This window comes from Pseudomonas sp. ENNP23, from assembly GCF_001728945.1.
Taxonomy (GTDB): domain Bacteria; phylum Pseudomonadota; class Gammaproteobacteria; order Pseudomonadales; family Pseudomonadaceae; genus Metapseudomonas; species Metapseudomonas otitidis.
The window spans coordinates 19,033-43,809 of sequence record NZ_LYSP01000022.1; the positions used below are offsets into that span (position 1 = coordinate 19,033).

Genomic DNA, 24,777 nt, shown 5'->3' on the forward strand with positions numbered 1-24,777 from the left:
CGCCCACTCTCTTCCCTGCGCTTACGGAATCCACGATGAGCGACACGCCCTACATCTTCGACGCCACCGCCCTCGACTTCGACCAGTCGGTGATCCAGAACTCCTTCCACAAACCCGTGCTGGTGGATTTCTGGGCCGAGTGGTGCGCCCCCTGCAAAGCCCTCATGCCGCTGCTGGCACAGATCGCCGAGTCCTACCGGGGCGAGCTGCTGCTGGCCAAGGTCAACTGCGACGTCGAGCAGGACATCGTCATGCGCTTCGGCATCCGCAGCCTGCCCACCGTGGTGCTGTTCAAGGACGGCCAGCCGGTGGACGGCTTCGCCGGTGCCCAGCCGGAATCCCAGATCCGCGCCATGCTCGCCCCCCACGTCGCCGAACCGGCACCGGAAGCCGCCGACCCGATGGAAGCGGCCCAGGCCCTGTTCGACGACGGCCGCATCGGTGATGCCGAGGCCGTGCTCAAGCAACTGCTGGGCGAAGACAACGGCAACGCCCCGGCGCTGATCCTCTACGCCCGCTGCCTCGCCGAGCGCGGCGAGTTGGGTGAAGCCCAACTGGTACTGGATGCGGTCAAGGGCGACGAGCACAAGCAGGCCCTGGCCGGCGCCCGCGCCCAACTGGCCTTCCTGCGCCAGGTGAACGACCTGCCCGAGGCCGCCGCCCTGAAGAGCCGCCTGGCCCAGGACGCGAGCGACGACGAAGCCAGCTACCAACTGGCCATCCACCAGTTGGCCCGCCAGCAGTACGAACCGGCCCTGGACGCCCTGCTGCGCCTGTTCGTGCGCAACCGCAACTATGGCGAAGGCCTGCCCCACAAGACCCTGCTGCAGGTGTTCGACCTGCTGGGCAACGACCACCCGCTGGTCACCACCTACCGCCGCAAGCTGTACCAGGCAATCTACTGATCGCCCTGCCAGGCAGCCCGTTGCCGGGGCTGCCTGGCCATCTCACAGGTCTCAGCCCTTCCAGACATACACCGGCGCGTCTGCCCCGGTTTCCAGTTGCACCTGCTCGCAATGGCGCAGGCGCACCAGCAGGCGCTTGCCGGCTGCCGCACTGCCCGCCAGGGCCTCCAGATCCGCCAGCAGGCGCGGCCCTTCCAGGCGTCCGGCCTCGCGCAGCAGCCCCAGGGCTGCCTCCCAGCGCGGGTCCGCCTGGCGAGAGGGGACGGGCACAGGCGGCGCAACCGGCTCGCGCGACGCTGCCGGGGCACCGTGCAATTGAGCACCCAGGCGCTGCCAGTCCTCCTCGTCCATTTCCACCGTCAGGTCCACCGGCCAATCACCGATCCGTCCGCGAATGCGCAGCATGCAAGGCTCCTCGATAAACAACGCGCCATGCTCTCACGCCTCTGGAAGCCAGCCCACACTTGTTATAACGTAACAGCGCTTTTCACTTGCATCTGGAGACTCCCATGCGCCGCCTGCTGCTCGCCCTGCCCTTCGCACTGCTCCCCCTGGCTTTCTCCGTCCAGGCCCATGAACACGACCACGACCACGAAGGCCACGGCAGCCTGGGTGCCCATGAGCACGGCGTGGCTCGCCTCAACGCTGCCCTGGACGGCAGCACCCTGGAGCTGGAACTGGAAAGCCCGGCCATGAACCTGGTGGGCTTCGAACACGAGGCCCGCAGCGACGCCGACAAGGCTGCCGTGGCCAAGGCCCGCGCCGAGCTGGAGAAGCCACTGGCCCTGTTCGCCCTCCCCGAGGCCGCCGGCTGCAAGGTGTCCGAGCAGAAGCTGGAAAGCCCGCTGTTCGGCAACGCCCCGGAAAAGGCCCACGAACACGAACATGAGCACAAGCACGAGGACGGCGACAAGCATGACCACGAGCACAGCGAGATCCATGCGCATTACCACCTGGAATGCGCAACGCCGGCCAAGCTGACCGGGCTGGACCTCAAGGGCCTGTTCACACGCTTCCCCGCCACCCAGAAAATTCAGGTACAACTGATCGGCCCGATGGGCCAACAGGGCGCCGAACTGACCCCCGCGGCCTCCTCCCTGAGCTTCTGATCCCCCGATGAGCCGGCCGGGGCAACCCGGCCGTCCGTACATGAGCCAGACACTGATCGAAATCACCGACCTGGGATTCGCCTGGCCCGGCCAGGCCGAGTTGCTGGACATCCCCGCCTTCACCCTCAACAGCGGTGAAACCCTCTTCCTCAAAGGCCCCAGCGGCAGCGGCAAGACCACCCTGCTGGGCCTGCTGGGCGGTGTCCAGGCGCCCGGGCGCGGGCACGTCCGCCTGCTCGGCCAGGACCTCGGCGCCCTCTCCTCCGCGGCCCGCGACCGCTACCGCGTGGACCACACCGGCTACATCTTCCAGCAGTTCAACCTGCTGCCGTTCCTCTCGGTGCGCGAGAACGTCGAGCTGCCCTGCCGCTTCTCCCGCCTGCGCGCCCAGCGTGCCAGCCAACGCCACGGCAGCGTGTCGGCCGCCGCCGTGACCCTGCTCGGCCACCTCGGCCTCGGCGAGGCCCTGCTGGAGCGCCGCGCCGACGCCCTGTCGATCGGCCAGCAGCAGCGTGTCGCCGCTGCCCGCGCGCTGATCGGCCAGCCGGAGCTGCTGATCGCCGACGAGCCCACCTCGGCCCTGGACGCCGATGCCCGCGAAAGCTTCCTGCGCCTGCTCTTCGACGAATGCCGCGACGCCGGCACCAGCCTGCTCTTCGTCAGCCATGACCAGAGCCTGGCCCCCCTCTTCGACCGCAGCCTCTCGCTGCTGGACCTGAACCGCGCCGCCCGCCCGCTGGAGGCCTGAGATGCACCTGCTACGCCTGGCCCTGGCGAGCCTCGCCAACCGCCGCTTCACCGCCCTGCTCACGGTCTTCGCCATTGCCCTCTCGGTCTGCCTGCTGCTGGCGGTGGAGCGGGTGCGCACCGAAGCCCGCGCCAGCTTCGCCAGCACCATCAGCGGCACCGACCTGATCGTCGGCGCCCGCTCCGGTTCGGTGAACCTGCTGCTCTACTCGGTGTTCCGCATCGGCAACGCCACCAACAACATCCGCTGGGAGAGCTTCGAATCCATCGCCCAGGACAAGCGGGTGAAATGGGCCATCCCGATCTCCCTCGGCGACTCCCACAAGGGCTACCGGGTGATGGGCACCAGCGAGGCCTACTTCGAGCACTACCGCTACGGCCGCGCCCAGCCGCTGAAGCTGGCCGAGGGCAAACCCTTCGCCGACCTGTTCGACGTGGTGCTCGGCGCCGAGGTGGCCGAGGCCCTGAAGTACAAGCTGGGCGACCACATCGTGCTGGCCCACGGTGTCAGCACCGTCAGCCTGGTGCAGCACGACGACAAGCCGTTCACCGTGGTCGGCATCCTCGAACGCACCGGCACCCCGGTGGACCGCACCCTGCACATCTCCCTGGCGGGCATGGAGGCGCTGCACGTGGACTGGCAGAACGGCGTACCCGCGCGCGGTGCCGGCAAAGTCAGTGCCGAGCAGGCCCGCACCATGGACCTGCAGCCCAAGGCCATCACCGCCTTCCTGCTGGGGCTCAACAGCAAGATCGCCACCTTCGCCCTGCAGCGGCAGATCAACGAATACCGGGGCGAGCCGCTGCTGGCAGTGCTCCCCGGCGTCGCCCTGCAGGAGCTGTGGAGCCTGATGGGCACGGCCGAGAAGGCACTGTTCGTGGTCTCGCTGTTCGTGGTGCTCACCGGGCTGATCGGCATGCTCACCGCCATCCTCACCAGCCTCAACGAACGCCGCCGGGAAATGGCCATCCTCCGCTCCGTGGGCGCGCGCCCCTGGCACATCGGCAGCCTGCTGGTGCTGGAGGCCTTCGCCCTGGCCGTGGCCGGTGCGGTACTCGGGCTCGGCCTGCTGTACCTCGGCATCGCCCTCAGCCAGGGCTATGTACAGGCCAACTACGGCCTCTACCTGCCCCTGGCGCTGCCCTCCAACTATGAGTGGACGCTGCTGGGCGGTATCCTGGCCGCCGCCCTGCTGATGGGCAGCGTGCCGGCCTGGCGCGCCTATCGGCAGTCCCTGGCCGACGGCCTCTCCATCCGCCTGTGAGCTGCGAATGAAACGTGCCCTGCTGACCCTGCCGGCCCTCCTGCTGCTGGCCACCACCGCCCTCTGGGCGGGGGATGTGCGTGAACTGACCTGGTCGGAGATGATCCCCGCCGACGCCCCACCGCCCCCACCACCGACGCCGATCCACGATCTGTCGCAACTGGCCGACTCCCTGGCCAGCGAGTCCGGCCCGGCGGCCACCCAGCAGTCCCCGGCCGCCCCGGTGGTCAAGGAGTTGGACGGCCAGGAGGTGAAGCTGCCCGGCTACATCGTCCCGCTGGACGTCACCGAGGAAGGCCGCGTGACCGAGTTCCTGCTGGTGCCCTACTTCGGCGCCTGCATCCACGTCCCGCCGCCGCCGTCCAACCAGATCGTCCACGTCACCACCGAGCTGGGCGTGCTGATGGATGCCCTCTACCAGCCGTTCTGGATCGAAGGCCCGCTGCAGGTGAAATCCTCCACCAGCGAACTGGCCGAGGCCGGCTACCAGATGGAAGCGAGCAAGATCTATCCCTACGAATCCCGATGAAAACCAGGGGCCGCCGGCAGGCCGTTGAAGAACGAAGCGAGGCCGCCGGTGCAAGGTGAAAACAGCCCAAAAAACGCAATTTGCGTGGAAAGAACGAGCATTTTTGCGGGTGGCTTCAGCACCACTGCAGCAGCGCAGCCAGTCCTTCAAGGGCCTGATAGCAAGCCTGCTAACGAATCCGCATCGGCATTGAGCTAGATCAAGACGCACGGGGGGCCGGTTCCCTGAAACTGCGCCACAGCCAACACAGCTCAAGACCTGGAGCCCCCAATGAAAAAGTCGTTCCTCGCTGCCTCTCTTCTCGCACTGGCCGTGGCTGCCCCCATGGCCCAGGCTCACCAGGCCGGTGACATCCTGATCCGTGCCGGCGCCATCACCGTCAACCCGGAAGCCGATTCCTCCAGCGTCAAGGTGGACCGCGGCGGCCTGGCCGGCACCGACCTGGGTGGCAAGGCCACCATGAGCAGCGACACCCAGCTCGGCCTGAACTTCGCCTACATGCTGACCGACAACCTGGCCGTCGAACTGCTGGCAGCCACCCCGTTCGAGCACGACGTGAAGATCAAGGGCACCGCCCTCGACGCGGCCAACGGCAAGCTGGGTACCCTGAAGCACCTGCCACCGACCCTGAGCCTGGTGTACTACCCGCTGGATCCGAAGTCCGCCTTCCAGCCCTACCTGGGTGGTGGCATCAACTACACCTGGATCTTCGATGAGCACGTGGGCAGCCAGGCAAGCGCCGCCGGCTTCGACAACCTCAACGTGAAGAACTCCTGGGGTCTGGCCTGGCAGGTGGGTGCCGACTACATGCTGACCGACAACGTCATGCTGAACGCCCAGGTCCGCTACATCGACATCGACACCCGCGCCTACGTGGACAACACCGCCCTGGGCGTGCGTGCCAAGGTCAACGTCGACGTCGACCCGTGGGTCTACATGGTCGGCCTGGGCTACAAGTTCTAAGCCCTGCTGTACGGAACAAAGGCGCCTTCGGGCGCCTTTGTCGTTTGGGCTGCGTTCCCGGGCTGAAGCCCGGGCTACGGCGAGCGGAAAGAAGAAAGGCGCCCGGAGGCGCCTTTCTCGTGGAGCGTGCTCAGCGGCCGAGCAGTTCGGCCAGCCCCTTGGCCAGGGGCGTCGGCTCGGGGAAGTCGAAGCGGGCCAGCAGGCGCCGGTTGTCGGCCAGGGAATGGCGGATGTCCCCCGCACGCGCGGGCGCATGGCGAATCTCCGGCAGCACGCCCACCACCTCGCCGATGGCCGCCAGCAACTGGTTGAGGCTGGTGGACTGGCGCAGGCCGACGTTCACCGCCCCCGCCTCCACTGCCGGCATCTCCAATGCATCGGCCAGCACCTGCACCAGGTCGCCGATGTAGAGGAAGTCACGGGTCTGCTCGCCATCGCCGAAAATGGTGATGGGCGTGCCGGCCAGCGCCCGCTCGGTGAAGATGCTGATTACCCCCGAATAGGGCGACGACGGGTCCTGGCGCGGGCCGTAGATGTTGAAGAAGCGGAAGATCGCCGGCTCCAGGCCGTGCTCGCGCCGGTAGAAGTCCAGGTAGTGCTCACTGGCCAGCTTGTCCGACGCATAGGGCGTAAGCGGCGCCTTGGTGGTGTCTTCGTCGATGGCCTGGCCTTCGCCGTTCTGGCCGTAGACCGCGGCGCTGGAGGCGAACAGCACGCGCTTCACCCCATGGGTGCGCATGGCTTCGCAGACATTCAGAGTGCCGATGAAGTTGGCCTGGTGGGTCGCCACCGGGTCATCCACCGAGGCCTGTACCGAGGCCACGGCGGCCAGGTGCGCCACCGCCTTGCAACCCGCCATGGCACGCGCAACCACTGCCGCGTCGGCCACGTCGCCCTCGATCAGTTCCAGCCGCGGGTTGTCCAGCGCCAGGTTGCCGGGCTTGCCGGTGGAAAGGTTGTCCAACACGCGCACGGCGTGTCCACGGGCCAGCAACTGGTCCGCCAGGTGCGAACCGATGAAGCCGGCGCCGCCGGTGATGAGGATGGATTCAGCCATGTCGGTAGTAACGATCCAGAAGGGCCGGCAGGGCCGCGCGCCAGGCGCGCGGCTTGATGCCGAAGGTGTGGAAGATCTTCTTGCAGGCCAGCACCGCGTGCTGCGGTTCATCCGCCGCATCGGGGCGGGCCGCATGGGCCTGCGGGGTGATGTCCTGCACCTTCAGCGGGTGCAGGGCGCGCGCTTCGGTGAGCACTGCCTGGCCCAGGGCCAGGGTGGTGGTCGCCTCGTGGGCGCCGTAGTGGTAGGTGCCCCACAACGGCGCATCACAATCCAATTGCTTGAGCACCGCCAGCATGACCCGCGCGGCATCGTCGGCCGGCGTCGGGTTGCCACGGCGGTCGTCCGCCAGGCAGATCTCGTCGTCACGCCCGGCGCGGACCAGGAAGCGGCCCAGGATGCCTTCGCGGCTGTCGTCCAGCAGCCAGCCGAAGCGCAGCAACACATGACGCGGGCACAGGGCACGGACGCACTGCTCGATACGCCAGAGGGACTGGCCACGCAGGCTCAGGGGAATGGTCTCGTCCTTCTCGCTGTAAGCCGTAGCGCGGGCGCCATCGAAGACCCGGTAGCTGGAGGGCTGCAGCAGCACGATGTTGTGGTGCTGGCACAGCTCGGCAAGGCGCTCCACTGACCGCTCCTGGGCCGCGAAGCGCTCAGCGCTCACCTCTTCGGCCTGGAACCAGTCGAAGTAGTAGGCGAGGTTCACCACCGCGTCGGGGCGGGTGTCGTCGAGCAACTGCGTCAGGCTGGCGGCGTCCCACCCCTGCTCGGGCGGGCGCGGGGCGAGAAACCCCACATCATCCTCGGCACCCAGGCGAATCAGCGCCTGTCCAAGGGCATTGCCACCGCCCAGCAGCATCAAGCGCATTCGCATAGGGAGTCAGGTCGCTCAAGGCCGAAGTCATACGGACGGGCCGGCCAAAGGCCGGAAAGGCTGCATTCTGCGGGTTTCACAGCGGTACGTCACTACGGGCCCGCCGAAAAGCCCAGGTGGAGCGGGCTCGCAGGGCGAGCACAGCCGAGAAAGCCACCGTCAACACCCAGCGATATGAAGCGATGCTCGCTCGGCTCCGCCGTCACTCGCCCGGCCGGTACAGGTGCGCATGCCCGGCGCGGTACAGCGACGAGTCGGCAAAGCCCTCGGCCGCCAGCACCTCCCCCACCAGGATCAGCGCCGTCCGGCGGAAGTCCGCAGCCCGCACCTTCTCGGCGATGTCGGCAAGGGTGCCGGTGACCTGGGCCTGGTCCGGCCAACTGGCGCGGTGGATCACCGCCACCGGGCAGGCCGGCCCGTAGTGCGGCAACAGTTCGGCGACGATCTCCTCCATCCGGCTCACCCCCAGGTGGATCGCCAGGGTCGCCCGGTGACGGGCCAGGTCCCCCAGGGACTCGCCCTCGGGCATCCGCGTCTTGCTCGCGTGGCGTGTGAGGATCAGCGTCTGCGACACCTCCGGCAGCGTCAGCTCGCAGCCCAGCAGTGCCGCGCAGGCCGCCGTGGCGGTGACGCCCGGCACGATCTCGTAGGGAATGCCGCGCTCGCGCAGGTGGCGGATCTGCTCGCCGATGGCGCCATACAGCGACGGATCGCCCGAATGCACCCGCGCCACGTCCTGGCCCCGGGCATGGGCCTCGGCCAGCAGCGCAACGATCTGCTCCAGGTGCAGCTCGGCGGTGTTCACCACCTGCTGCGCCTGGTGCCCCTCCAGCACTGCCTCCGGCACCAGCGAACCGGCATAGAGGATCACCGGGCAACGACGGATCAGCCGCTGCCCCTTCACCGTGATGAGTTCCGGATCGCCCGGACCGGCGCCAATGAAATAGACCGTCATGGCCGTTCAGCCTCCAGGTGGATGCAGGCCAGCGCGCAGGTCGCGCGGGCACTGCGGCGTTTATCGAGCAGCAGGTGCGAAGGCCCCTGCCCCAGCCGATCGGCCAGCGCCAGTGCCGCCGCCTCGGCCACCCCCGCACTGCCGGCCAGGGCGCGGACCCGCTCGGACGGCTGGCTCAGGCGCGCCTCCAGGGCGTTCAGCGCCTCGGGGGAAACGCCCTGCAACGGCAGGTTGCGCTCCGCCGCCAGCGCCTGCAGGCCCGGCTCCAGGGCGCGGTCCTCGCGGGTCGCCAACGCCGCCAGGCGCGCCGGCGGCACCCCGGCCTCGGCCAGGCAGGCATCCAGCAAGGCCCCCAGCTCCGCCGCCGTGCAGCCCTGGCGGCAGCCGAAACCGGCCACCAGCGAAGGCGGCGTCAGGGAAGGAGCAGCGGGGTTCATGGCGTGGCAGGTGACCGGGCGGGAAAAATCCGCGCAAGGACAGCACGGGCCCGACGAGGCGTCAACCAACGCGATTGACCGCCGCCCGGGCCCTGCGTAGCCTTCCGTCCTTTCGAGGTTCTCCAGCGAGCGCTGGAGCTAAGAGGGAACGTGGTCCAAGCCACGGCTGCCCCCGCAACTGTAAGCAGCTGATGCCCTGTCCACAGCCACTGCCCACGGGCGGGAAGGCGGACCCGGCGGCGCCCCGCGCCAGGCTGCGAGCCAGGAGACCTGCCTCGGCGAATTTCCAGACAACCGGGCGGGGTGATCCGGTGGCGAATACCTCCAGTGGGCCCGGCCCGCTGCATTCGTCATGCCCGCCACAGAGCACCTGAGAGGCGCGCATGAAAACCCTGGCCAAGCTCCCCGTCACCATCGTCACCGGCTTCCTCGGTGCCGGTAAGACCACCCTCCTCCGCCACATGCTGGACAACGCCCAGGGTCGCCGCATCGCGGTGATCGTCAACGAATTCGGCGAACTGGGCATCGACGGCGACATCCTCAAGCAATGCAGCATCGGCTGCAGCGAAGAAGAGGCCGTGGGCCGCGTCTTCGAACTGGCCAACGGCTGCCTGTGCTGCACCGTGCAGGAAGAGTTCTTCCCGGTTATGCGCGAGCTGGTGGCCCGCCGTGGCGACCTCGACCAGATCCTCATCGAGACCTCCGGCCTGGCCCTGCCCAAGCCCCTGGTGCAGGCCTTCCAGTGGCCCGAGATCCGCAACGCCTGCACCGTGGACGCGGTGATCACCGTGGTCGACAGCCCCGCCGTGGCCGCCGGCACCTTCGCCGCCTTCCCCGACCAGGTGGACGAGCAGCGCAAGCAGGACCCGAACCTCGACCACGAATCGCCCCTGCACGAACTCTTCGAAGACCAGTTGGCCAGCGCCGACTTGGTGATCCTCAACAAGACCGACCTGCTGGATGCCGACACCCTGGCCGCCGTGCGCGCCGAAGTCAGCGAAGAACTGCCGCCGGCGGTGAAGGTGGTCGAGGCCGCCTCCGGCAAGCTGCCGCTGGACGTACTGCTGGGCCTGAACGCCGAAGCCGAGCTGCACATCGACAGCCGCCCCACCCACCACGATCACGAAGAACACGAGGACCACGACCACGACGAGTTCGACTCCTTCCACGTCGACCTCCCGGAAGTGGACGAGCGCGCCCTGCTCGCGGCCCTCGGCCAACTGGTGGAGCGCCACGCCATCCTGCGCATCAAGGGCTTCGTCGCCGTCACCGGCAAGCCCATGCGCCTGCTGGTGCAGGGCGTCGGCAAGCGCTTCGACAAGCACTTCGACCGCGCCTGGCGCAACGACGAACCCCGCGCCACCCGCCTGGTGGTGATCGGCCAGGAGCTGGACCAGGCCACCATCGCCAACGAACTGCGCACCGCCCTGGCGTAAGCGCCGAACCGGCGCCTCTCCCCCGGGAGAGGCGTCGCTCCACCGAGCCGAGGCCCGAGCCATGCACCTCTTGCGCACCCAGCCCGGCGGCTTCGTCCCCGACGACGGCATCGCCCACCTGGCCCAGACGCCCGCCGAGCTGGTGATCCTGTGCAGCGGCGACTCGCACCTGGCGCTGCTGGCCGAAGCCGCCCGCGCGTTGCCGGAGGACTACCCGAGCCTGCGCCTGGCCAACCCCATGCAACTGCAGAACCACGCCTCGGTGGACCTCTACGTCGACGAGGTGCTGCAGCACGCCAAGGTCATCCTCATCTCCGTACACGGCGGCGTCGGCTACTGGCGCTACGGCATCGAGCAACTGGTGGCGCTGGCCGAACGCGGCGCCACGCTGATCCTGGTGCCCGGCGACGACCGCCCCGACCCCGAGCTGGCGCGGCTCTGCACCGTTCCCGCAGAAGACGCCGAGCGCTACTGGCACTACCTGCGCCAGGGCGGGCTGGACAATGCCCGGCAGTTGTTCGCCTGCCTCGCCAGCCGCTGCCTGGGCCACGCGATGCCCTGGGAGGAGCCCAGGGCGCTGCCCCGCGTCGCGGTCTACCACCCGCGCCAGCCCAACGCCGGGCTCGCCCACTGGCGCGCCGACTGGCAACCCGAGCAGCCGGTGGTGGCGCTGGTGTTCTACCGCACCCACCTGCAGGCGGCGAACACCGGCTTCCTCGACACCTTCTGCGAACGCCTCGCCGCCCAGAGCCTCAACCCGCTGCCCATCGCCGTGGCCAGCCTCAAGGAAGCCGCCTGCCTGGCCACCCTCGAAGACTGGCTGGACGAGGCCGGCGTCGAGCTGATCATCAACACCACCGGCTTCGCCCAGTCCTCGCCGGAGGCCCCCAGCCTGCGCCCGTTCCGCCGCGACGTGCCGGTGTTCCAGGCCATCTGCAGCCTGGACAACCAGCCCCAGTGGGAGGCCAGCGCCCAGGGCCTGGGCCCCCGTGACCTGGCCATGCACGTCGCCCTGCCGGAACTGGACGGCCGCCTCATCACCCGCGCCATCAGCTTCAAGGGCCTGGCCTGGCGCAGCGAGCGCAGCCAGAGCGACGTGGTCTGCTACCTGCCCCACGTCGAGCGCATGGACTTCGTCGCCGAACTGGCGCGGCGCTGGCTGCTGCTGGCGCGCAAGGCCAACGCCGACAAGCGCGTGGCGCTGATCCTCGCCAACTACCCCACCCGTGACGGCCGCATCGGCAACGGCGTGGGCCTGGACACCCCGGCCGGCGCGCTGAACATCCTCCGCGCCCTGGAAGCCCAGGGTTACCCCGTGGCCGGCCTGCCGGAGAGCGGCACGGCGCTTATCCACAGCCTGCTGGGCGGCGTCAGCAACGACCTCGACAACCTCGACGCCCGCCCCTGCGCCCAGAGCCTGGCCCTGGACGACTACCTCGCCTGCTTCGCCCGCCTGCCCCAGGCCAACCAGCAGGCCGTGCGCGAGCGCTGGGGCGAACCGCAGCAGGACCCGATGTTCCGCAGCGGACGGATGATGATCGCCGGCCTGCGCTTCGGCCTCGCCTTCGTCGGCATCCAGCCGGCGCGGGGCTACCAGCTCGACCCGGCGGCCATCTACCACGACCCGTCGCTGGTGCCGCCCCACGGCTACCTGGCGTTCTACTTCTGGCTGCGCGAAGTGTTCGGCGCCGACGCGCTGATTCACGTCGGCAAGCACGGCAACCTCGAATGGCTGCCCGGCAAGGGCGTCGGCCTGTCCGCCGAATGCTGGCCGGATGCGGTGATGGGGCCGCTGCCGAACATCTACCCCTTCATCGTCAACGACCCCGGCGAAGGCGCCCAGGCCAAGCGCCGTGCCCAGGCGGTGATCATCGACCACCTGATGCCGCCGCTGACCCGCGCCGAAACCTACGGCCCGCTGCGTGACCTCGAGCGCCTGGCCGACGAGTACTACGACGCCTCCCTGCTCGACCCGCGCCGGGCCGTGCAACTGCGCGGCGAGATCCTCGAACTGGTCAGGGCCACCGCCCTCGACCGCGAGCTGGGGCTCAGCCTCAACGACGACGCCGACAGCTGGCTGCCGCAGCTCGACGCCTACCTCTGCGACCTCAAGGAATCGCAGATCCGCGACGGCCTGCACGTGTTCGGCGAGTCCCCCGTGGCGGGCCTGCGCGACGACACCCTGCTGTCCCTGGTGCGCATCCCCCGCGCCGACGGCAAGGGCGGCAACGCCAGCCTGCTGCGCGCCCTCGCCCGCGACCTGGCGCTCGGCCGCGACCCGCTCGACCTGGCCTGGGCCGAACCCTGGGAAGGCCCGCGCCCTGCTGTGCTCGACGGCATCAGCGACGCGCCCTGGCGCAGCAACGGCGACACCCGCGAGCGCCTGGAACTGCTGGCCCGCCAACTGATCGCCGACCCCACGAGCGCCTCCATCGGCCCCGCCAGCGACGCGGTGCTCGATACCCTGCGCCGGTACATCGCCCCCGCCCTGGACGCCTGTGGCGCGGCGGAAATCGGCGGCGTGCTGGCCGCCCTCGACGGGCGCTTCGTGCCCCCCGGCCCCAGCGGCGCCCCCAGCCGCGGGCGCCTCGACGTACTGCCCACCGGGCGCAATTTCTTCACCGTGGACGTGCGCAACCTGCCCACGCCCACCGCCTGGCGCCTGGGCTTCCAGTCCGCCAGCCTGCTGCTGGAGCGCCACCTGCAGGACGAAGGCGACCACCTGCGCCAGCTCGGCCTGTCCGTCTGGGGCACCGCCACCATGCGCACCGGCGGCGACGACATCGCCCAGGCCATGGCCCTGCTGGGCGTGCGCCCGGTGTGGCAGGCCGGCAGCCAGCGCGTGGAGGACTTCGAGATCCTCCCGCTGTCGTTGCTGGACCGCCCGCGCGTGGACGTGACGCTGCGGGTCTCGGGCTTCTTCCGCGACGCCTTCGCCAACCTCATCCGCCTGTTCGACGCCGCCGTGCAAGCCGTGGCCGAGCTGGACGAGCCCGACGACCTCAACCCCCTCGCCGCCCGCGTGCGCCAGGACCGCGCCCGCCTGGAGGGCGAAGGCCTGCCTGCCGAGGCCGCACGCCGCGAAGCCGGCTGGCGGGTGTTCGGCGCCCAGCCCGGTGCCTACGGCGCGGGCGTGCAAGGGGTGATCGAAGCCCGCACCTGGGAAACCCGCACCGACCTGGCCGAGGCCTACCTCAACTGGGGCGGCTACGCCTACGGCGCCAGCGATGCCGGCACCCCGGCCCGGCAACGCTTCGGCGAGCGCCTGGAAGGGCTGCAGGCGGTGCTGCAGAACCAGGACAACCGCGAACACGACATCCTCGATTCCAACGACTACTACCAGTTCCAGGGCGGCATGCTCGCCACCGCCGAGACCCTGCGCGGCCAGACGGTCGCCAGCTACCACGGCGACCACAGCCAGCCGGACCTGCCGCGCATCCGCACCCTGCGGGAGGAACTGGGCCGGGTGGTGCGTGCCCGCGCCGCCAATCCCAAGTGGATCGCCGGCATGAAGCGCCACGGCTACAAGGGCGCCTTCGAACTGGCCGCCACGGTGGACTACCTGTTCGCCTTCGACGCCACCACCCAACTGGTGGACGACCACCAGTACGCCCTGCTGGCCGATGCCTACCTGCTGGATGCCGACACCCGCGCCTTCCTCCAGCAGCACAACCCCGAGTCCCTGCGCGACATCACCGAGCGCCTGCTGGAAGCCCAGCAACGCGGCCTGTGGGAAGAGCCGGGGGATTACCGCGAGGCCCTCGAAGACCTGCTGCTGGACATCGAGGAACAGTGACGGCTCAGCCCTGCGCCACGCTGCCGCCTTCCCCCGGCCGGCGTTCGCCGGGGTTCTTGCCCTCGCGGGAGTGGTGCTCGATCACCGCGTTAAGCTCCGCCCCCAGCAGCAGCACCGCCGCCGACAGGTAGAGGTACAGCAGGAGGAGGATGATGGCGCCGATGCTGCCGTACATGGCGTTGTAGGTGGCGAAGTGCTGGGCGTAGTAGCTGAAGCCGAACGAGGCCAGCAGCCAGGCCAGCACCGCCAGCACCGAACCGGGGGTGATGAAGCGGAACGCCTGCTTCACGTCCGGCAGCAGGTAATAGAGGGTCGCCACCACTGCCATCATCAACAGGATCGCGGCCGGAATGCGCAGCCAGTTCCACAGCATCACCACCGCCTCCTCGATGCCCACCCGCTGCGCCAGCCAGCCCATGGCCTGCGGCCCGGTGATCATCAAGCCCGCCGCCGCCAGCAGGAAGGCCGCCACCCCCAGGGTGTAGAGCACCGAGAGCGGAATGCGCTTCCAGGCCGGGCGGCTCTCCACCACGTCGTAGACCCGATTCATCGCATCCATGCTCGAACGCACCGCCGACGAGGCGGACCACAGCGCCACCACCGCGCCCAGAGAGAACAGCCCGGGCTTCTGCGTCTGCAACTGCTCGATGGCCGGGCGCACCAGGTCCATCGCCTCCACCGGGAGCACCAGCGCCGCCTGGGTCTGCAACCAATCGAAGAAGGTCGGCAGGTGCAGGAAGCCGATCAGCGCGATCAGCAACAGCAGGAACGGGAACAGGGAAAAGAACATCTGGAAGGCCAGCGCCGAGGCATAGGTCGGCAGCTCATCGTCGATGAACGCTTTGACGGTGCTGACCAGCAGGGTGCGCGCTGTGACGCCCTTCAGGCCCAGGTAGCGGATCATGGCTCGGCTCGCTCTAGTTCCTTGGCAAGGCAATGGACGGCGCAGCGGAGACAGGAGTTCAGGGGGATTTTCCGACCGGCGGTCAGCCCGCAGCCGTCGGCCCTGGGGCACGGCATCCCGGCGGGTCGCGGCGTTGCACCGCGCTGCGCCTGGCAGCCGGTGGGGAATGATCGGCAGCACGACCGGTCTGTACACACAGCTCCCGTTATCGATGGACCGCCCCGATGCACACGATCCGCCACCCCCTCCACGTGTTGCTCTGCACCCTGCTCCTGCTGGCGCTCTCGGGCTGCGCCAACCTGGCCCCACGGGACCCGGTGCGCATCGACCTGGTGGGCATGGAGCCGGTCCCCGGCCAGGGGCTGGAGATGCGCTTCGTGGTGAAGCTGCGGGTGCAGAACCCCAACGACACGCCCATCCGCTACAACGGCATCGCCCTGGACCTGGACATCAACGACCAGCCGCTGGCCAGCGGCGTCTCCGATCAGGCCGGGGAAATCCCCCGTTTCAGCGAAACCGTGGTGAGCGTGCCGGTGACCGTCTCGGCCTTCTCCGCCCTGTGCCAGGCCTGGGGCGCCACCACCAGCCGCAACACCCGCGCCGGCATCCCCTACAGCGTGCGCGGCAAGCTCGGCGGCGGGTTCTGGGGCACCGTGCGTTTCAACGACAGCGGCGTGCTGAACCTGGCCGAACCGGTGCAGGTGTATTGAGCGGCTGGGTAGCTGGAAGCACAGGCTGGGTGGCGCCGAACAGCGCCCCATGGAGCGAGATGGCCGGCGAGGCCAAACGGCCCCGCCAGGAACGACCGAGCGCCTAACGCCCCAGCGCCAGGTCCACCAGTAGCTGCAGCGCCTGCGGCACCTCCACCTCCTCGGTGTCGATCACGCATTCGGCGTCCAGCGGCGGCTCGTAGGGGCTGTCGAGCCCGGTGAAGTTGCGGATGCGCCCTTCCTGCGCGGCCTTGTACAGGCCCTTCGGGTCGCGCCGGGCACAGGCCTCGAAGGAGGTGCTGACGTACACGCAGTGGAACTCGCCCAACTGGAACAGCGCCCGCGCCGCCTCGCGGTCGGCGCGGAACGGCGAGATGGCGGAGACGATCACCACCAGCCCGGCATCCACCATCAGCCGGGCCACCTCGGCGATGCGGCGGATGTTCTCGCGGCGCGAGGCATCGTCCATGCCCAGGTCACGGCAGAGCCCGCTGCGCACGTTGTCGCCGTCCAGCACGAAGGTGTGCAGGCCACGGGCGTTCAGCTCCATCTCCAGGGCATTGGCCAGGGTCGACTTGCCGGCGCCGGAAAGGCCGGTCAGCCAGATGCAGCAGGGGCGCTGATGCTTGATCGCAGCGCGCGCGGACTTGGACAGGGCCAGGTTGTAGGGGCGGATCCACGCCGGTACGGCGGAGGAATCAGGACTGGGCATAGCCGAGCATCTCGTAGTCGCGTTGATAGGCCCGTCGCACCAGGCGGCGGGTTCGAGCGGTACAGAACTGCCTCACCGGCGCCGCCTGGCGCTCGCATGAGACGTTGGCACGGGGCAGGTCGGCCTGAACCCCGGGCCACTGGCAGAGACGGTGGAAATCATGCGCCATGTTTTCCTGGCGGCCAATCAAATCCACGGCCAGTTGCCCGAGCGACTCGACCAGGAAATCAGTCTGCGGCGCAAAGTGTAGCTGGCGGTGGAGATTGTCCAGGAGCAGCCCGCGGGCGACGAACTCGTCGAAGTCGCGAAAGCTCTGCACCAGGCGCTGAGCCCCGGCATAGCGGGCGGCGGCGGGTTGCCCCGCACGAGCAGACCCGCTCCAGCGGGTCACGCACGAAGGTGAGCTTGAAGCCCGCGGCGCACTGCTCCGGGAACTGCCGCTCGTACCCGTACAGCGGCAGGTGGCCGGGGTACCAGCCATCGAACAGGCTGACGCAAACGCTGCTGCCGGCGCACTTGGGCACATGAACGAACAGGCAGGCGCGCTGCTGGAACGGTTCGGGAAACGCGAGGTTGGCCGACATCACCTTGTTCACGGCCTGGCGGCCTCCACCACCGCGAGGCGGCCCAGCAGGACTGCAGCATCGGGTGGCCGTGGCGATACGGGGTCTCATGCCCCGCGGTTGAGGTCGCGCCACATCCCTGTACGCAAGAGCGGTCGCGCGCCCTGCGAAAACCTTATCAACCGCGATGCCACGGCTTATGCCCACTTGGTAAAGCGTGTCAGCAAACCGATACAAACCCCGGCCACCACAGCCACCGCCAATCCACGGCTAAAACCCTATACACTATGCGGCCTTTTCCGTGCCACACAGTGAGTACCCCGTGAGCAACCTGCCACCCTGCCCCAAGTGCAATTCCGAATACACCTACGAAGACGGCGCGCTGCTGATCTGCCCCGAATGCGCCTACGAATGGTCCGCCGAGGCCAGCGAAGCCGTCGCTGAAGAAGGCCGCGTGATCAAGGATTCGGTCGGCAATGTGCTGCAGGACGGCGACACCATCACCGTGATCAAGGACCTGAAGGTCAAGGGGTCGTCCCTGGTGGTGAAAGTGGGCACCAAGGTGAAGGGCATCCGCCTGGTGGACGGCGACCACGACATCGATTGCAAGATCGACGGCATCGGCGCCATGAAGCTCAAGTCGGAGTTCGTGCGCAAGGTCTGACCCCCGCACCTCCGCGTCACGGGCGCACCCTCGCGGTGCGCCCGGCTCGTTTCAACCGCGCAGGCGCGCGGCCGCCTCCAGCAGCATCCGCTGCGTCCCCTCCCAGCCCAGGCAGCCATCGGTGATGGACACGCCGTAGCGCAGCTCGCACGACAGCGACTGGGCACCGTCGAACAGATGACTCTCGATCATCACCCCGCGCAGGGCACTCTGGCCGGCCAGGCGCTGGTCGATCACATCCGCCAGCACCGCCGGCTGGCGCAGCGGGTCCTTGCCACTGTTGGCGTGGCTGCAGTCCACCAGGATGCGCGGCGCGATCCCCAGTTTCTCCAGCCCTTCGCGAGCCGCCTGCACGCTGGCGGCATCATGGTTCGGGCCTTTGTGGCCACCGCGCAGCACCAGGTGGGTGTCCGGGTTGCCGGCGGTTTCCACCAGCGCCGGGCGACCCTGGGCATCGAGGCCGAAGTGCTGGTGGGCGTGGGCCGCCGAGCGCATGGCATCGGTGGCGATGCCGAGGCTGCCGTCGGTGCCGTTCTTGAAGCCCACCGGCAGGTCCAGGCCGCTGACCATCTCGCGGTGGATCTGCGACTCGCTGGTGCGCGCGCCAATGGCCGCCCAGCTCAGGGCGTCGTCCAGGTAGCCGGCCACCAGCGGCTGCAGCAGCTCGGTGGCCACCGGCAGGCCGAGCCCGGCGATCTCCAGCATCAGCCGGCGGCTCAGGGCCAGGCCCTCGGCCATGTCGCCGCTGCCGTCCAGGTGCGGGTCGTACACCAGGCCCTTCCAGCCGACGGTGGTGCGCGGCTTCTCGACGTAGGCACGCATCACCAGCAGCAACTGGTCGCTCACCAGCGGGGCCAGGGCCGCCAGGCGGCGGGCGTAGTCCAGAGCGGCCTCCGGGTCGTGGATCGAGCAGGGGCCGACCACCACCAGCAGGCGCGAATCCTCGCCATCCAGTACGGCGCGCACGGCTTCGCGCTGGGTCTGGATCTGGCGGGCCAGTTCGACCGACAGCGGCAAGCGGCGGCGCAGCTCGGCGGGGGTGGGCAGGAGGCGGGTGGTGCGGGAGGGCGATGCCGGCGCATCCAGGGCAACGACGTGCAAGGGCTGGGCGGCGGTGGACAGGGCGGAAACGGACGAATTCATGGCTGGGTTCCTCGGCCGGCGCGGCAGGTCCGCGCGCGGCGCACTAACTGGGTGTTCGACTTGTCGGTGTGGGGGTGCGGGTGGAGCGGCTAAATCGCCAGTCGGTGCGGTAATAGCGATGGGTGCGGTAACTGATCATGGTGCGATCCTCGGTAACGTCGTGGTGGTCTTGTGGACCTTCGGAAAACAAAAACCCCCGGTCGGGTTGCCGACCGGGGGTTTCGTGGAGCTTTGGCGGCGACCCTGCTGGAGTGGGCCGCCTGATGGGTATCAGGTCAGCCCTTGGCTAAACCAATACCCGTAGAAATAGCCGGTCGCAGCGGCCACGCGCGCGCCTGCCACGGCCAGGGCCGGAGCAGCGATGAGCGAAGTGGACGGACGGTGCGACATGACGATCTCCAAAGCGAATGCTGGCTAACCTACTGCATCCCGAGGCGCCGTTCAATCACGGATTTCTATCGGCTGCATCGGCCTTTCGCTACCATGCGCGGCATCTCTGAGCAGGAACCCCCCATGTCCGAACCTGGCCACTATCCCCTCAGCGCCGTGGTCGGCGCCGACACGTTGAAGCTCGCGCTCTACCTCGCCGCCATCGACCCCGCCATCGGCGGCGTGCTGATCGAAGGCCCGCGCGGCATGGCCAAGTCCACCCTGGCCCGGGGCATCGCCGACCTGCTGCCGCGCGGCATCTTCGTCACCCTGCCCCTGGGCGCCAGCGAGGACCGCATCGTCGGCACCCTGGACCTGGACGCCGCCCTCGGCGAAGGCCGCGCGCGCTTCTCCCCCGGCCTGCTGGCCCGCGCCCACGAGGGCGTGCTCTACGTGGACGAAGTGAACCTGCTGCCGGACCACCTGGTGGACCTGCTGCTGGACGTCGCCGCCAGCGGCATCAACCGCGTCGAGCGGGACGGCCTGTCCCACGCCCACCCGGCGCGCTTCGTGCTGATCGGCACCATGAACCCCGAAGAAGGCGAACTGCGCCCGCAACTGCTGGACCGCTTCGGCCTCAAGGTCAGCCTCGACCACGCCCCGGCTCCGGCCGAACGCGCCGAGATCATCCGCCGTCGCCTGGCCTTCGACGCCGACCCCGCCGCCTTCATCGCCCGCTGGAGCGCTGACCAGCAGACCCTGGCCCACCGCTGCCAGGACGCCCGCGAACGCCTCGCCGCCATCCCGCTGGACGACCACGCCCTGGACGCCATCGCCCAGCGCTGCTTCGACGCCGGTGTCGACGGCCTGCGCGCCGACCTGGTCTGGCTGCGTGCCGCCCGCGCCCACGCCGCCTGGCGCGGCGCGACCGCCATCGCCCCCGAGGACATCGACGCCGTGGAGCACTTCGCCCTCGCCCACCGTCGCCACCACGCGCCACCGCCGGCCCCACAGCCGCCCCGCGAAGCGCCTGCCCAGGCCCCCCGCCCCCAGCAGGACGCCAGCGGCGAAGGCCAATGGGGCGAACTGCCCGCCCAACCCATGCCCACCGGAGAACGCAGGGCCCTGCCCGCCTGGCCAAAAAAGCCCTGAGCACCCGCCCGCGCCACGCCAAGGGGACGGGTGCCAAGCCCCGGCCAGGGCGCCTCGGCCAAGGCCGCAGCGGCGCCCGCAGCCCCGGCCAAGGGGGCGCCATCGCCTGGCTGCCGACCCTGCTGCGCGGCCGCCCGCGCCGGGCCGAGGACCTCGTCCGTACAGCCCGCAGCCGCGCGGCGGAACAGCTCTGGCTGGTGATCGTCGACGCCTCCGCCTCCACCCGCCGCCATGGCGCCCTGTCCCGTGCCAAGGGGCTGCTGGCCCAGCTCTTCGATGACGCCTACCGCGCACGCGCACGCCTCGCCGTGCTCGCCGCCAGCGGTCGCCAGGCCCAGTGGCATTGGCAGGGCCGCAAGGCCGACGCCCGCCTGCAACCCTGGCTGCAGGGGCTCGGAGCCGGTGGCGGCACGCCCCTGCCCGACGCCCTGGTCCAGGCCGCGCGCTGGCTCGCCACACGCCAGCGGCAACGGCCCGGCGAAGAGCAGCGCGTGCTGATCCTCACCGACGGCCGCCTCAAGGACCTGCCAGCCCTGCACCCCCTGGGCTGCACCACCCTGCTGGTGGACATCGAGTCCGGCCCCATCCGCCTCGGCCGCGCCCGCCAGCTCGCCACCCTCCTCGAAGCCGAGTACCAGGCGCTGGCGGATTGATCCGTCAGGGATATGCAGGTTGAAACACCGCCCGTAGGGTGGGCTTCAGCCCACCAACTCGTAGCCCGGGCTTCAGCCCGGGACCGGGGTTATCCCCAAGGCCATGTGCCCGGAACTGGTGGATGGAAAGAGCGCCATCCCCCCTACGCACCCTCACACCCCGTAGGGTGGATCGCGCTCCATCGATCCACCTTTCGTTGCACGGACCTCATCCCAGGACCGGGGTTATACCCAAGGCCATGTGCCCGGAATTGGTGGATGGAAAGAGCGCCATCCCCCCCCCTACGCACCCTCACACCCCGTAGGGTGGATCGCGCTCCATCGATCCACCTTTCGTTGCACGGTCTTCATCCCGGGATCGGGTTTACCCCCAAAGCCGGAGTGCCCAGAACGGGTGGATGGAAAGAGCGCCATCCCCCCCACGCGAGCCCCACTCACAACCACACCACCTCGTCCATCAACCGCCTGGTGGAGCCACAAGGCGCGCGTGCCCGTGTTAGAGGGTCCACCCCTTTTTCCCGTTCGGAAGCGCCCATGCCCCACGCCGTGCCCTGTGCCGACAGCCCTGCCACCCGTCTGGCTACGCGCCTGGCGTTCTTCGTCTCCGGTTTCGGCATGGCCTGCTGGGCGCCGCTGGTGCCCTATGCGAAGGCGCGCCCGGGCATCGGCGAAGCGATGCTGGGGCTGTTGCTGCTGTGCCTGGGTGTCGGCTCGATGCCGGTGGCCGGTGTGCTGGCGGGGCGGGGTGGGCCGGCACTGGTGGGCTTCGTCGCCCAGGGGCTGGGGCTGGTGACGGCCTTTGTGATCCTCGGGGTGCTGATGCTCTCAGCCCCGCTGACGGCGCGCGGGTTCGTGCGCTGAGCGGGAACTGCCTGCATCAGAAGCGCCTCAACCCGTCACTGAAGACGCCATCGTTTTCCACGTGCTGGTTGTAGGCCGCAATGGCCTCGCCGTTTTCCGCCAGCCAAGCCTCACGCTGGCGCGCCCGCAAAACCTCGACCAGGGCCTGCTCCAAGGTCGCGGACAGGTCGATGCCGAGCGCTCGGGCTTTTCCCAGGAGGTCGCCGTTGACGCCGAAGCGGACAGGTTTCTTCGGAGCCCGAGGGTCATACAGGACAGGCATGGGTTTACCTCCATGAGCGCGTGCGCAGGCACTCACCCCTTCATCAACAATTCCGGCACCGCCCGCTCTTCGACGATGCGCGCCTGCACCCAGCGCAGCACCTGCTCTTCGCTCTCCAGGCGGTACCACTCGCCTTCCGGGTAGAGGCTGGCGGTGGGGCCGAGGTCGCAGGGGTATTGGCACTGGGTACGGGTGATGTGCACGCCGCCTGCGCATTCCAGCTTGCCGGCGGCCTTGAGGGTCTCCCGCAGCTTTTTCCACAGCGGCAGCGCGCCCCGGCGGGTGCAGCGCGGGCCGTTGCACAGCAGCAGGCGCCGGGCATGGGGCGGGATGCAGGACCAGGCGTGGCTCTCCGGCAACGCCGGCACCTCGGCGCAGGCCAGGTGCAGTTCGGTACGCGCCACCAGGGCGCAGGCGGCGCCGGCCGGGTCGCTGTCGTACTGGCCCAGCAGGCTGGCGATGAACAGTTGCTCGGGGGCCGGGTACTGGCCGAGTTCGCTGCGCAGCCAGTCCAGGTGCGGCGGCGTGCTCTGCGGGTCGAGGTCGATCACCAGCAGCGGGCGCGGGCTGGTCTGTACGGCCTCGCGCAGGGCGTCGAGGCCGGCGCCGGTGTCGATCACATCGGCCAACGCGGCCTCGCCCCGCAGGGCGACCAGTTGGCGGCGGAACAGCTCGGCGAAGGCGCCCTCGGCGAGGTCGGGCCCGGCGAACAGCACGCGGGCGTAAACGGTGGCGGTCATGGTGTGTCCAGGTAGGGGCCGAGGGCCTGCCAGAGGGCCTCGACCGAGTCGAATTCGCGGGTCACCGGCGGCAATGCCGGGCGCTTGAGAATGAGCACCGGCAGGCCGCGCTCGCGGGCCACCTGCAGCTTGGGCTCGGTGGACTGGCTGCCGCTGTTCTTGCTGATCAGCACGTCGGTGCCGAGGCGCTCGAACAGCGCACGCTCCTCGTCCAGGTGGAACGGCCCGCGCGAGCCGATCACCTCGAAGCGCTCGCCGGGCGCCTGCCCCTGCAGGCAGCGCACCGTCCAGTGCTGGTGCTCGGGCACGCTGTGCAGGTGCTCCAGCGGCTCGCGGCCAAGGGTGAAGAAGGGCCGGCGGAACGGCGCCAGCGCGGTCATCAGGCCGGCCCAGTCGTCCACCTCGCGCCAATCGTCACCGGGGCCGGCCTGCCAGCCGGGGCGGCGCAGCGCCCAGCAGGGCACCCCGGCCAGTTCGGCGGCGCGGGCGGCGTTGTGGCTGATCTGCGCGGCATAGGGGTGGGTGGCGTCCAGCAGCAGGTCGATGCCTTCCTCGCGAAGGTACTGCGCCAGCCCGTCCGCCCCGCCGAAACCGCCCACGCGCACCTGGCAGGCCAGGTCCTGGGGCACCTTGCCGAGGCCGGCGAGGCTGTAGACATGGGCGGGGCCGAGGCGACGGGCCAGGGCCAGGGCCTCGGTCACGCCGCCCAGCAGCAGGAGGCGGCTCATGGCTTGAATGCTTCCAGCAGGGTGATGGGCAGGGCCGAGCGCCAGGTGTCGAAGCCCCCCAGCGGCTGGGCCTGGGCGACGGCAATGCGGGTCAGGCTGCCGCCGTGCTCGGCGCGGAAGGCCACCAGGGTCGCCTCGCTCTGCAGGGTCACGGCGTTGGCCACCAGGCGACCGCCCGGCTTGAGCCGCGCCCAGCACTGCGCCAGCACGCCGGGGTCGGTGACGCCGCCGCCGATGAAGATGGCATCCGGCGCCGGCAGGCCCTCCAGCGCGGCCGGGGCTTCCCCGGCCACCAACTGCAGGCCGGGCACGCCGAGGGCGTCGCGGTTGTGCTGGATGTGCGCCTGGCGCCCGGCGTTGGCCTCGATGGCCAGGGCACGGCACGCCGGGTGGGCGCGCATCCACTCGATGCCGATGGAGCCGCAGCCGGCACCCACGTCCCACAGCAGCTCGCCGGGGCGCGGCGCCAGGCGGGCCAGGGTGACGGCGCGGACATCACGCTTGGTGAGCTGGCCGTCGTGGCGGTAGGCGTCGTCGGGCAGGCCGCAGGTGACCGGCAACGCGCGGGTGCCGGGGTCGGCCGCCACCTCCACCGCCACCAGATTGAGGTCGGCCACTGCCACGTCGCTCCAGGCGTTGGCCAGGCCGTCGAGCCGGCGCTCCAGGGGGCCGCCCAGGTGCTCCAGCACGGTGAGGCGACTGGCGCCGAAGCCGCCCTCGGCCAGCAGCGCCGCCAAAGCCGCCGGGGTGCTGCCATCGTTGCTCAGCACCAGCAGGCGCGCGCCAGGGTGCAGGTGGCCGTTGAGCACCGCCAGGGGCCGCGCCACGGTGGACAGCAGCGTCACCTCCTGCAGCGGCCAGCCCAGCCGTGCCGCCGCCAGGGCTGCGGACGAAGGCGCCGACAGCACCTGCATCTCCTCGACCGGCACCTGCCGCGCCAGGCTGGCGCCCACGCCGAACAGCATCGGATCGCCACTGGCCAGCACGCACAGGGCCGTGCCCCGCCGCGCCAGCACCGGCTCCAGGGAGAACGGGCTCGGCCAAGGCGTGCGCACGGCACGGATGCAGCGCGGCAGCAGCGCCAACTGACGCGGCGCCCCCACCACTTCAGAGGCCCCCAGCAGCGCATGACGCGCCGCCTTGCCGAGGCCCGCGTAGCCGTCCTCACCGATACCCACCACCGTCAGCCAGGGCTGCATGGAAACTCCCGTCTCTAGCGAGGTGTCAGCCGCTTGCCGTT

At 69.8% G+C, this 24,777-nt stretch carries 24 protein-coding genes, 2 pseudogenes and 1 riboswitch; of the genes and pseudogenes, 13 read left to right on the forward strand and 13 right to left on the reverse strand.

Annotated features, from left to right (window positions below):
- Positions 1-35 precede the first annotated feature (35 nt).
- A complete protein-coding gene (gene trxA, locus A9G05_RS13760; protein ID WP_069561522.1) occupies positions 36-905 on the forward strand; it encodes a thioredoxin in 870 nt (289 codons plus the stop codon).
- A 51-nt stretch (positions 906-956) separates the two neighbouring features.
- Here trxA and A9G05_RS13765 read toward each other — a convergent pair whose 3' ends face one another.
- Complete coding sequence (locus tag A9G05_RS13765; protein ID WP_069561523.1) at positions 957-1,310, reverse strand: hypothetical protein; 354 nt, start codon at positions 1,308-1,310, stop codon at positions 957-959.
- Between the two features lie 104 nt (positions 1,311-1,414).
- Between A9G05_RS13765 and A9G05_RS13770 the strand changes: the two genes are divergently transcribed.
- The 5 genes from A9G05_RS13770 to A9G05_RS13790 all read left to right on the forward strand — a co-directional run bounded on the left by A9G05_RS13770 (position 1,415) and on the right by A9G05_RS13790 (position 5,518).
- On the forward strand, positions 1,415-2,014 hold the full coding sequence (locus tag A9G05_RS13770; protein WP_069561524.1) for a DUF2796 domain-containing protein: 600 nt from the start codon (positions 1,415-1,417) through the stop codon (positions 2,012-2,014).
- A 40-nt stretch (positions 2,015-2,054) separates the two neighbouring features.
- Positions 2,055-2,762, forward strand: a complete 708-nt coding sequence (locus A9G05_RS13775; protein WP_069561525.1) for an ABC transporter ATP-binding protein — start codon at positions 2,055-2,057, stop codon at positions 2,760-2,762.
- 1 nt (position 2,763) lies between these two features.
- Positions 2,764-4,026, forward strand: coding sequence for an ABC transporter permease (locus tag A9G05_RS13780; protein ID WP_069561526.1), 1,263 nt, complete (start codon positions 2,764-2,766; stop codon positions 4,024-4,026).
- A 7-nt stretch (positions 4,027-4,033) separates the two neighbouring features.
- Entirely contained in the window at positions 4,034-4,555 is a 522-nt protein-coding gene (locus A9G05_RS13785) for a DUF3299 domain-containing protein (RefSeq protein ID WP_069561527.1), read from the forward strand.
- A gap of 270 nt (positions 4,556-4,825) precedes the next feature.
- Positions 4,826-5,518 carry an OmpW family protein gene (locus A9G05_RS13790; RefSeq protein ID WP_069561528.1) on the forward strand — a complete coding sequence of 231 codons (693 nt, stop codon included), beginning with the start codon at positions 4,826-4,828 and terminating at the stop codon, positions 5,516-5,518.
- 130 nt (positions 5,519-5,648) lie between these two features.
- Here the strand turns inward: A9G05_RS13790 and A9G05_RS13795 are convergent, their stop codons facing one another.
- The 4 genes from A9G05_RS13795 to A9G05_RS13810 form a co-directional block, all read right to left on the reverse strand.
- Positions 5,649-6,575, reverse strand: a complete 927-nt coding sequence (locus A9G05_RS13795; RefSeq protein ID WP_069561529.1) for an NAD-dependent epimerase/dehydratase family protein — start codon at positions 6,573-6,575, stop codon at positions 5,649-5,651.
- Complete coding sequence (locus tag A9G05_RS13800) at positions 6,568-7,452, reverse strand: sugar nucleotide-binding protein (protein ID WP_069561530.1); 885 nt, start codon at positions 7,450-7,452, stop codon at positions 6,568-6,570. The genes A9G05_RS13795 and A9G05_RS13800 overlap by 8 nt, the downstream gene beginning before the upstream one ends.
- Before the next feature lie 202 nt (positions 7,453-7,654).
- Complete coding sequence (cobM, locus tag A9G05_RS13805) at positions 7,655-8,407, reverse strand: precorrin-4 C(11)-methyltransferase (protein WP_069561531.1); 753 nt, start codon at positions 8,405-8,407, stop codon at positions 7,655-7,657.
- A complete protein-coding gene (locus A9G05_RS13810) occupies positions 8,404-8,844 on the reverse strand; it encodes a cobalamin biosynthesis protein (RefSeq protein WP_069561532.1) in 441 nt (146 codons plus the stop codon). Before A9G05_RS13810 ends, cobM begins: the two co-directional genes overlap by 4 nt.
- A gap of 98 nt (positions 8,845-8,942) precedes the next feature.
- Positions 8,943-9,137: riboswitch (cobalamin riboswitch) on the forward strand.
- Between the two features lie 90 nt (positions 9,138-9,227).
- Here A9G05_RS13810 and cobW point away from each other — a divergent pair.
- Together cobW and cobN are read left to right on the forward strand one after the other, a co-directional pair.
- On the forward strand, positions 9,228-10,280 hold the full coding sequence (cobW, locus tag A9G05_RS13815) for a cobalamin biosynthesis protein CobW (protein WP_069561533.1): 1,053 nt from the start codon (positions 9,228-9,230) through the stop codon (positions 10,278-10,280).
- A 61-nt stretch (positions 10,281-10,341) separates the two neighbouring features.
- Entirely contained in the window at positions 10,342-14,076 is a 3,735-nt protein-coding gene (cobN, locus tag A9G05_RS13820) for a cobaltochelatase subunit CobN (protein WP_069561534.1), read from the forward strand.
- A 4-nt stretch (positions 14,077-14,080) separates the two neighbouring features.
- Here cobN and A9G05_RS13825 read toward each other — a convergent pair whose 3' ends face one another.
- Positions 14,081-14,980 carry a YihY/virulence factor BrkB family protein gene (locus tag A9G05_RS13825; RefSeq protein ID WP_083272582.1) on the reverse strand — a complete coding sequence of 300 codons (900 nt, stop codon included), beginning with the start codon at positions 14,978-14,980 and terminating at the stop codon, positions 14,081-14,083.
- A gap of 233 nt (positions 14,981-15,213) precedes the next feature.
- Here A9G05_RS13825 and A9G05_RS13830 point away from each other — a divergent pair, with 233 nt between their 5' ends.
- On the forward strand, positions 15,214-15,690 hold the full coding sequence (locus A9G05_RS13830) for an LEA type 2 family protein (RefSeq protein ID WP_256548404.1): 477 nt from the start codon (positions 15,214-15,216) through the stop codon (positions 15,688-15,690).
- Between the two features lie 103 nt (positions 15,691-15,793).
- Here A9G05_RS13830 and cysC read toward each other — a convergent pair whose 3' ends face one another.
- The gene (gene cysC, locus A9G05_RS13835) at positions 15,794-16,402 is read right to left on the reverse strand and encodes an adenylyl-sulfate kinase (protein ID WP_069561536.1); all 609 of its coding nucleotides are present in this window, start codon (positions 16,400-16,402) and stop codon (positions 15,794-15,796) included.
- Positions 16,389-17,036, reverse strand: a pseudogene (locus A9G05_RS13840) (sulfotransferase family 2 domain-containing protein). The gene cysC and the pseudogene A9G05_RS13840 overlap by 14 nt, the downstream one beginning before the upstream one ends.
- Before the next feature lie 251 nt (positions 17,037-17,287).
- On the opposite strand from A9G05_RS13840, the gene A9G05_RS13845 reads away from it, so the two are divergent.
- Positions 17,288-17,629 carry a zinc ribbon domain-containing protein YjdM gene (locus A9G05_RS13845; protein WP_069561537.1) on the forward strand — a complete coding sequence of 114 codons (342 nt, stop codon included), beginning with the start codon at positions 17,288-17,290 and terminating at the stop codon, positions 17,627-17,629.
- A 51-nt stretch (positions 17,630-17,680) separates the two neighbouring features.
- Here A9G05_RS13845 and A9G05_RS13850 read toward each other — a convergent pair whose 3' ends face one another.
- Entirely contained in the window at positions 17,681-18,772 is a 1,092-nt protein-coding gene (locus tag A9G05_RS13850; protein ID WP_069561538.1) for a 3-deoxy-7-phosphoheptulonate synthase, read from the reverse strand.
- A gap of 513 nt (positions 18,773-19,285) precedes the next feature.
- On the opposite strand from A9G05_RS13850, the gene A9G05_RS13855 reads away from it, so the two are divergent.
- The 3 genes and pseudogenes from A9G05_RS13855 to A9G05_RS13865 form a co-directional block, all read left to right on the forward strand.
- Positions 19,286-20,293, forward strand: coding sequence for an ATP-binding protein (locus A9G05_RS13855; RefSeq protein ID WP_069561539.1), 1,008 nt, complete (start codon positions 19,286-19,288; stop codon positions 20,291-20,293).
- The gene (locus tag A9G05_RS13860) at positions 20,218-20,946 is read left to right on the forward strand and encodes a VWA domain-containing protein (RefSeq protein ID WP_083272583.1); all 729 of its coding nucleotides are present in this window, start codon (positions 20,218-20,220) and stop codon (positions 20,944-20,946) included. Before A9G05_RS13855 ends, A9G05_RS13860 begins: the two co-directional genes overlap by 76 nt.
- A gap of 534 nt (positions 20,947-21,480) precedes the next feature.
- A pseudogene (locus tag A9G05_RS13865) lies at positions 21,481-21,696 on the forward strand (MFS transporter); the annotation flags it as partial.
- Positions 21,697-21,823: 127 nt separating this feature from the next.
- On the opposite strand, the gene A9G05_RS13870 reads toward A9G05_RS13865, so the two are convergent.
- Genes A9G05_RS13870 through A9G05_RS13885 form a run of 4 tightly spaced genes read right to left on the reverse strand, consistent with a single transcriptional unit; the run spans position 21,824 to position 24,736 of the window.
- A complete protein-coding gene (locus tag A9G05_RS13870; protein WP_069561541.1) occupies positions 21,824-22,069 on the reverse strand; it encodes a type II toxin-antitoxin system CcdA family antitoxin in 246 nt (81 codons plus the stop codon).
- Positions 22,070-22,101: 32 nt separating this feature from the next.
- Entirely contained in the window at positions 22,102-22,809 is a 708-nt protein-coding gene (locus A9G05_RS13875; RefSeq protein ID WP_069561542.1) for a ferredoxin, read from the reverse strand.
- Positions 22,806-23,537 (reverse strand): cobalt-precorrin-6A reductase, encoded by a 732-nt coding sequence (locus tag A9G05_RS13880; protein WP_069561543.1) that lies wholly within the window; start codon positions 23,535-23,537, stop codon positions 22,806-22,808. The genes A9G05_RS13875 and A9G05_RS13880 overlap by 4 nt, the downstream gene beginning before the upstream one ends.
- Complete coding sequence (locus A9G05_RS13885; RefSeq protein ID WP_069561544.1) at positions 23,534-24,736, reverse strand: bifunctional cobalt-precorrin-7 (C(5))-methyltransferase/cobalt-precorrin-6B (C(15))-methyltransferase; 1,203 nt, start codon at positions 24,734-24,736, stop codon at positions 23,534-23,536. Before A9G05_RS13885 ends, A9G05_RS13880 begins: the two co-directional genes overlap by 4 nt.
- Positions 24,737-24,777 lie beyond the last annotated feature (41 nt).

Coding starts and splice junctions, on each gene's coding strand:
- trxA (WP_069561522.1), top strand. CDS start 36: ATGAGCGACACGCCCTACATCTTCGACGCCACCGCCCTCGACTTCGAC.
- A9G05_RS13765 (WP_069561523.1), bottom strand. CDS start 1,310: ATGCTGCGCATTCGCGGACGGATCGGTGATTGGCCGGTGGACCTGACG.
- A9G05_RS13770 (WP_069561524.1), top strand. CDS start 1,415: ATGCGCCGCCTGCTGCTCGCCCTGCCCTTCGCACTGCTCCCCCTGGCT.
- A9G05_RS13775 (WP_069561525.1), top strand. CDS start 2,055: ATGAGCCAGACACTGATCGAAATCACCGACCTGGGATTCGCCTGGCCC.
- A9G05_RS13780 (WP_069561526.1), top strand. CDS start 2,764: ATGCACCTGCTACGCCTGGCCCTGGCGAGCCTCGCCAACCGCCGCTTC.
- A9G05_RS13785 (WP_069561527.1), top strand. CDS start 4,034: ATGAAACGTGCCCTGCTGACCCTGCCGGCCCTCCTGCTGCTGGCCACC.
- A9G05_RS13790 (WP_069561528.1), top strand. CDS start 4,826: ATGAAAAAGTCGTTCCTCGCTGCCTCTCTTCTCGCACTGGCCGTGGCT.
- A9G05_RS13795 (WP_069561529.1), bottom strand. CDS start 6,575: ATGGCTGAATCCATCCTCATCACCGGCGGCGCCGGCTTCATCGGTTCG.
- A9G05_RS13800 (WP_069561530.1), bottom strand. CDS start 7,452: ATGCGAATGCGCTTGATGCTGCTGGGCGGTGGCAATGCCCTTGGACAG.
- cobM (WP_069561531.1), bottom strand. CDS start 8,407: ATGACGGTCTATTTCATTGGCGCCGGTCCGGGCGATCCGGAACTCATC.
- A9G05_RS13810 (WP_069561532.1), bottom strand. CDS start 8,844: ATGAACCCCGCTGCTCCTTCCCTGACGCCGCCTTCGCTGGTGGCCGGT.
- cobW (WP_069561533.1), top strand. CDS start 9,228: ATGAAAACCCTGGCCAAGCTCCCCGTCACCATCGTCACCGGCTTCCTC.
- cobN (WP_069561534.1), top strand. CDS start 10,342: ATGCACCTCTTGCGCACCCAGCCCGGCGGCTTCGTCCCCGACGACGGC.
- A9G05_RS13825 (WP_083272582.1), bottom strand. CDS start 14,980: ATGATCCGCTACCTGGGCCTGAAGGGCGTCACAGCGCGCACCCTGCTG.
- cysC (WP_069561536.1), bottom strand. CDS start 16,402: ATGCCCAGTCCTGATTCCTCCGCCGTACCGGCGTGGATCCGCCCCTAC.
- A9G05_RS13850 (WP_069561538.1), bottom strand. CDS start 18,772: ATGAATTCGTCCGTTTCCGCCCTGTCCACCGCCGCCCAGCCCTTGCAC.
- A9G05_RS13855 (WP_069561539.1), top strand. CDS start 19,286: ATGTCCGAACCTGGCCACTATCCCCTCAGCGCCGTGGTCGGCGCCGAC.
- A9G05_RS13860 (WP_083272583.1), top strand. CDS start 20,218: ATGGGGCGAACTGCCCGCCCAACCCATGCCCACCGGAGAACGCAGGGC.
- A9G05_RS13870 (WP_069561541.1), bottom strand. CDS start 22,069: ATGCCTGTCCTGTATGACCCTCGGGCTCCGAAGAAACCTGTCCGCTTC.
- A9G05_RS13875 (WP_069561542.1), bottom strand. CDS start 22,809: ATGACCGCCACCGTTTACGCCCGCGTGCTGTTCGCCGGGCCCGACCTC.
- A9G05_RS13880 (WP_069561543.1), bottom strand. CDS start 23,537: ATGAGCCGCCTCCTGCTGCTGGGCGGCGTGACCGAGGCCCTGGCCCTG.
- A9G05_RS13885 (WP_069561544.1), bottom strand. CDS start 24,736: ATGCAGCCCTGGCTGACGGTGGTGGGTATCGGTGAGGACGGCTACGCG.